Origin of the sequence: Nakamurella sp. (assembly GCF_048594475.1) — a bacterium.
Classification (GTDB): domain Bacteria; phylum Actinomycetota; class Actinomycetes; order Mycobacteriales; family Nakamurellaceae; genus Nakamurella.
In genome coordinates this window covers 1-5,294 of record NZ_JBMDXT010000488.1, presented here as the reverse complement: position 1 = coordinate 5,294, position 5,294 = coordinate 1, and the positions used below count along the sequence as shown (strand labels likewise).

Annotated in this window: 4 protein-coding genes; 3 read left to right on the top strand and 1 reads right to left on the bottom strand. The window is 74.2% G+C overall.

All coding sequences use genetic code 11. The features are described 5' to 3' along the window. Both ACOJUF_RS22205 and ACOJUF_RS22200 read left to right on the top strand, forming a co-directional pair. On the top strand, positions 1-216 hold a 216-nt coding region (locus ACOJUF_RS22205), incomplete at its 5' end, for a helix-turn-helix domain-containing protein (RefSeq protein WP_420123989.1). Positions 217-1,326: 1,110 nt separating this feature from the next. Continuing rightward, on the top strand, positions 1,327-2,301 hold the full coding sequence (locus ACOJUF_RS22200; RefSeq protein WP_420123988.1) for a hypothetical protein: 975 nt from the start codon (positions 1,327-1,329) through the stop codon (positions 2,299-2,301). 255 nt (positions 2,302-2,556) lie between these two features. Here ACOJUF_RS22200 and ACOJUF_RS22195 read toward each other — a convergent pair whose 3' ends face one another. After that, positions 2,557-3,396, bottom strand: coding sequence for an aminotransferase class IV (locus tag ACOJUF_RS22195; protein ID WP_420123987.1), 840 nt, complete (start codon positions 3,394-3,396; stop codon positions 2,557-2,559). Positions 3,397-3,805: 409 nt separating this feature from the next. On the opposite strand from ACOJUF_RS22195, the gene ACOJUF_RS22190 reads away from it, so the two are divergent. Then, the coding region (locus tag ACOJUF_RS22190) for a PAS domain-containing protein (protein WP_420123986.1) at positions 3,806-5,294 on the top strand (1,489 nt) is incomplete at its 3' end.

The following is a 5,294-nucleotide window of genomic DNA, read 5'->3' as shown; positions in this document are numbered from 1 at the left end:
CCGGCCGGCGGGACCGTGCTCACCGCCCGCGAGGCCGAGGTGCTCCGCCTGGTGGCGACCGGCCTGACCAACCGGCAGATCGGCGAGCGCCTGTTCATCAGCGGCAAGACGGTCAGCGTGCACATCTCCAACGTGCTGGGCAAACTCGGCGCCGGCGGCCGCGCCGAGGCGGTCGCGATCGCGCACCGCCAGGGCCTGCTCTCCGACGAGAGCTGAGTCCGCGGCGCGTCGCCGCGGCCGGTCTGGTCTGGTCCGGTCTGGTCCGGCCGATCTGGGCCGGGGTCGATCTGGGCCGGGAACGATCCGGGCCGGGAACGATCTGGGCCGGGGACGATCTGGGACCCGGTCTTCACTCGACAAGAACCCCGACCGGAACCGCACCGGGAACGGCGCCGACTCCGACTCCCCCGTCGGCAAAGCCAGACCCCGACCCCGGCACCGACCCACCCCATGAGCCCCGGCGCCCACGCACCGGGCCATGCGTCTCACCCGACCCACTCCCCACCCGTCCAACGAAGACCCACACCCGCTCAGCGGGACCCGGTCTTCACACGACGAGAACCCCGCCGGGACCAGGCAGAAAACGGCGCCGACGCCGACACCCCCGCCGGCAAAGCCAGACCCGACCCCGCGCCAGGCCCACCCAATGAGCCCTGCTCCCACTCACCGGGCCACGCGCCTCACCCGACCGAAGCCCCACCCGCCCAGTGAAGACCCACATCCGCTCAGCGAGACCCGGTCTCCACTCGACGAGAACCCCGCCGGGACCAGGCAAAAAACGGCGCCGACGCCGACACCCCCGCCGGCAAAGCCAGACCCGACCCCGCGCCAGGCCCACCCAATGAGCCCTGCCCCCACGCACCGGACGACGCGCTCCACCGGACCCACGCCCCACCGGTCCAACGAAGACCCACACCCGCTCAGCGGGACCCGGGCTTCACTCAACGAGAACCTCGACCGGAACCACACCGGGGACGGGCCGACGCCGACCACCCGTCGACAAAGCCCGACCCGACCCACGCCCCAGCCGCCCAAAGAAGACCCACACCCGTTCAGCGGGACCCGGGCTTCACTCGACAAGAACCCGACCGAACCGTGCACGGATCGACATCGATCCCGCCAGCCCGCAGGCGAAACCAGACCGACCTTTGAAGGTCCACCCCGCCCGGCCGGCTCCGGCCCCGCTCGACGCCGGCCCGATCGTTCGAGAACGGCGGCCGGGTCCTGGCCCGATGGCCGGCGGCTCGGCGGGGGTTCGCCGCTCGTGACCGACGTGAACGCGTGAGTGGATCGATGGGAGCCGGGCGGTGGGGCCAGGATGGAGGGATGCCCGACGATCCGACGGCCGCCGCCGTGGACGAGCTGTACGGCGGCGATCCCGACGACTTCCTGGCCCGGCGCACGGACCTGGCCGCCCGGGCCCGCGCCGCCGGAGACGCCGCCGCCGCCAAGCGGATCGCCGCGCTGCGGAAACCGACCCGTTCCGCCTTCGCGATCAATCGGTTGGCCCGCACCGACCCGGAGGCGGTCGGCCAGCTGCTCGACCTCGGCCGGGACTGGCAGACGGTGCAGGCGTCGGCCACCGCCGTCGACGCCCGCCGGATCCGCGAACTGACTCGCAGCCGGCGCCGGCTGATCGACGACCTGACCAGGGCCGCGTTCGCCGCCGCCGACGAGTCGCACCCGAGCAGCGCCGCCCGCGACGAGGTCGTCTCCACGCTCACCGCGGCCCTGTCGGACGACTCGGTCGCGGACGAGATCGAGCGCGGCGTGCTGGTCAAGCCCGCCCGGTGGGAGGGATTCGGCCTCGGCGGCCCCGAGCTCACCCTGGTCCCGGGCGGACAGGATTCCCCGCCGGAGCCGGACGGCGATCACGTCGCGGACTCACCCACGGGCCCGGAGGCTGGCGGGACCGGCCGACGGAGCGGCCGAGCGTCCACTGCGACCTCACCGACCACGGCCTCCCCGGCCCGCCCGCGGCCGACCCCGGCCGAGCGACGGGCGGCCCGGGAAGCCGAGCAGCAGGCGCAGGCGGAACGAGCCGCCGCGGCCGCACGCGAGGCCGCACGAGCGCGGGAGGCCACGCTGGCGCAGGCCCGGCAGGCGGCGGACGAGGCCGAGGAGACCCTGATCCTGGCCACGGACGAGGAGCAGGCCCGGGTCGACCGGGTGCACGAGCTCGAGGACCAGCTCAGCGAGGCACGGCAGGCCGTGGACCGGGCCCGCCGGGAGGTGCGCCGCGCCGAGCTGGCGCAACGCCGGGCCCGGGACGCCCTGCGGCGGCTCGAACCGGAGTCCTGAACCGACCCTTCGCCGACCCACCGGCCTCTCGCCGGCCCGCCAGCCCTGCGGCGGCTCGAACCGGAGTCCTGAACCGACCCTTCGCCGACCCACCTGCCTTTCGCCGACCCACCAGCCCTTCGCCGACCCGCGGAACCCGCGAGACCGCGAGACCGCGAGACCGCAAGACCGCAAGACCGCAAGACCGCCAGACCGGGTCAACCGCAACGAAACGCCCGAGCGCCCGAGCGCCCGCCGCCGCGCCGCCGCGCCGGGTCAGGCCGGGGTCTGCAGCAGCGCGGCGAGTTCGGCCGTCGAGCCGCCGTCCGGCCGGGGCCGGCCGTCGATCGCGACGACGGGTGCCAGCAGGCGCGCGCTGGAGGCCAGCCAGACGCCGTCGGCGGTGGTGAGGTCGGCGGGGGTCACCGGTTCCGTCCGGACCTGCCAGCCGGCGTCGGCGGCAGCCCGGAACAGCCGGCGCACGGTGATGCCGGCCAGGATCGCGTCCTCGGGCGGCGTCACGAGCGTCCGGCCCCGGGCCACGACCACCGACGACGTCGGGGCCTCCAGCACCGCCCCGTCGGCTCCGACGAAGATCACGTCGTCCGCGCCGTTGGCCCGCGCGTACCGCAGGGCCGCCATGTTGATGCCGTAAGAGAGGGTCTTGGCCCCGGCCAGCAGCCAGGGCGCCGCCGACCCGGAGGCGACGGTGAAGCCCCGGTCGAGCAGCAGGACGCGGACCCCGTCGCGCCGCTGCCGCCGGCTCACCGCGGGCAGCCCGGACCCCAGCAGGTAACAGACCGGCGACCCGCCGTCCGGCCCGCCGCTGGCGACGAGCCGCAGCACCATCTCCGACGCGCCCGTCCAGGCGCCGACGACGGCGGCCACCCCGGTGCGCCACCGGTCGGGTCCGGGGACCTCGACCCCGGTCAGCCGGGCCGACCGGGACAGCCGCGCCAGGTGCTCGTCCAGGTCGCGCGGCCGACCGTCGACGACCAGCGTGGTCTCGAAGACGCCCTCCCCCCGCAGCACCCCGAGGTCGTCCCCGCGCAGCAGGGGCGCGGTCGGGTCGAGCAGCGTTCCGTCGAGCAGGGCCACGATGCCGGTGTCCGTCACGGGCAGTGACCTTAGCCGCGCTCGACGGAGGGGCAGCCGCCACCACCTGGCCCGGGGCCGGACGCGGGGAGTCCCGTCCCGGCCCCGACCCGGACCCCGGCCGCCACCACCGCCCTGTCTCGCACCGGGACGAACGCCACCCCGGGAGGTGGAACGGTCACTCCAAAGGGGCGCCGGAGCGAGCGCTCCGCCATCGCTCTTGGTGAGCGACATTCTGTCATTCCCAGCGCTTTTCATCTCAGGGGTGAACGTCGTCGACGATTGGTCCCAGTTCCGGTCCGCCCTGCTAATTTGTGGTCGCGTCAAACATTCCACTCAACGTTGTCGTCCACCTCTCCGCTCAGCTCCCGGGCGACGTGTCGCGGTCGGTCCGGGGTCGGCGGCTCTGCGTCGCCCCGGAGGTTCCTCGATGTCGATCACCGCTCCGACCGTCGCCGGGGACGACGATGAGGTCGACCAGCTCGCCGCGAGCACGTGGTTGCCCGCCCTGCTGCAGGCTGTCCCCGGGACCAGCGCGATCTTGTTCGATCGCGACCTGACCATCCGGGCCGTCGCCGGACCGGCCTGGGCGTGCGCCGACCTGGACGTCGGCTTCGACGTGGGCCGCCGGTTGCCGGACGTGATGCCGTCGGACGTCTGGGCGGTGTTCGACCGTCACCTCGCCGCCCCGTTCGAGGGCCGCACGGCCGAGTTCGACTACTTCAGCCCGCGGACCGGGGCGGAGTACCAGCTGACCTGCCGGCCCGTCGACGGGGCGGACGGCACCGTCCGGGCCGGCCTGGTGGTCGGCCGGGAGGTGACCGACGACCACCGCCGCCGGGCGCTGGCCGACGAGATCCAGCGGCTGAGCCGGGTCGGTTGCGCCACCTACGACCGGCTCCGCGGGTGGACCGCCGACGCCGACCTGCTCGCCCAACTCGAGGTGCCGTCGGTCGAGCACATGCTGGCCGGCCTGGACACGATCGTGCTCCCGGCCGACCAGGCAGCCGTCCGCAGCGCGATCAACGACGCGCTGACCACCGGCGGCCGGCACACGCTGCGCTACCGGATCCGCCGCGCCCGCAGCGGCGACGTCCGGCACGTGCTGGGCAGCGTGATGGCCGTCGTGGACGAGCGGGGCAGCCTGGTCCGCGCCATCCTCACGCACGTCGACATCACCCCGGACGTGATCGAGGACCAGCTGGCGACCCAGGGTGCGCGCAACCGGCTGCGGCTGCTGCGCCGGGTCAGTGACCTGCTCGCGCAGCGATTCCACAGTCGCCGGGTGCGGATCCAGCAGATCGCCGACATCATCGCGACCACCCTGGGCGATGGCACCCTCGTGCGGGTCGTCGCCATCGCCGACGGGGACGACCATCTGGAGCTGTTCGCCCAGGGTGCCGACCCCGCCACGGTTCCGGGCCTGCGGGAGGCGGTGGCCGGCTGGGTGCCCTCGGGCGGCGCCATCGATCCGGCGACGGCCTCGTGCCGTCTGTACTCGAGCATCGACGGGAGTGGTTGGCGCACCGTCTTCCGGCAGCAGACCGGCATGGCGGTTCCTTCGGCGGTGACGCACTTCGTCTCGGCCCCGATCCGGCACGACGGCGCCGTGCTGGGCTTCGTGCACGCCTTCCGTACCGGACGCCGGCCGTTCGTGTTCGGCGACGACGATGTGCTGCAGGTGATGTCGGACCGGATCGGATGGGTGATCGCGGCCGGCCGGACCAAGGAACTGCTCCGGCAGCAGTACGACGAGACCCAGCTGCTGCGGGACCGGCTGGGCCGGCTGATGGCCGAGCAGCGCGAGCTGCTCGAGCAGCTGTCCACCGTCGAGGAACGCGAACGCCTGCTGCTGGCCGAGGCCATCCACGACGAGCCCCTGCAGCTGGTCGTCGCCGCCACCATGCGGCTGGACGCGC

Excerpts from the sequence above, each read along its gene's own strand:
- ACOJUF_RS22200 (WP_420123988.1), top strand. The coding sequence starts at position 1,327 with ATGCCCGACGATCCGACGGCCGCCGCCGTGGACGAGCTGTACGGCGGC.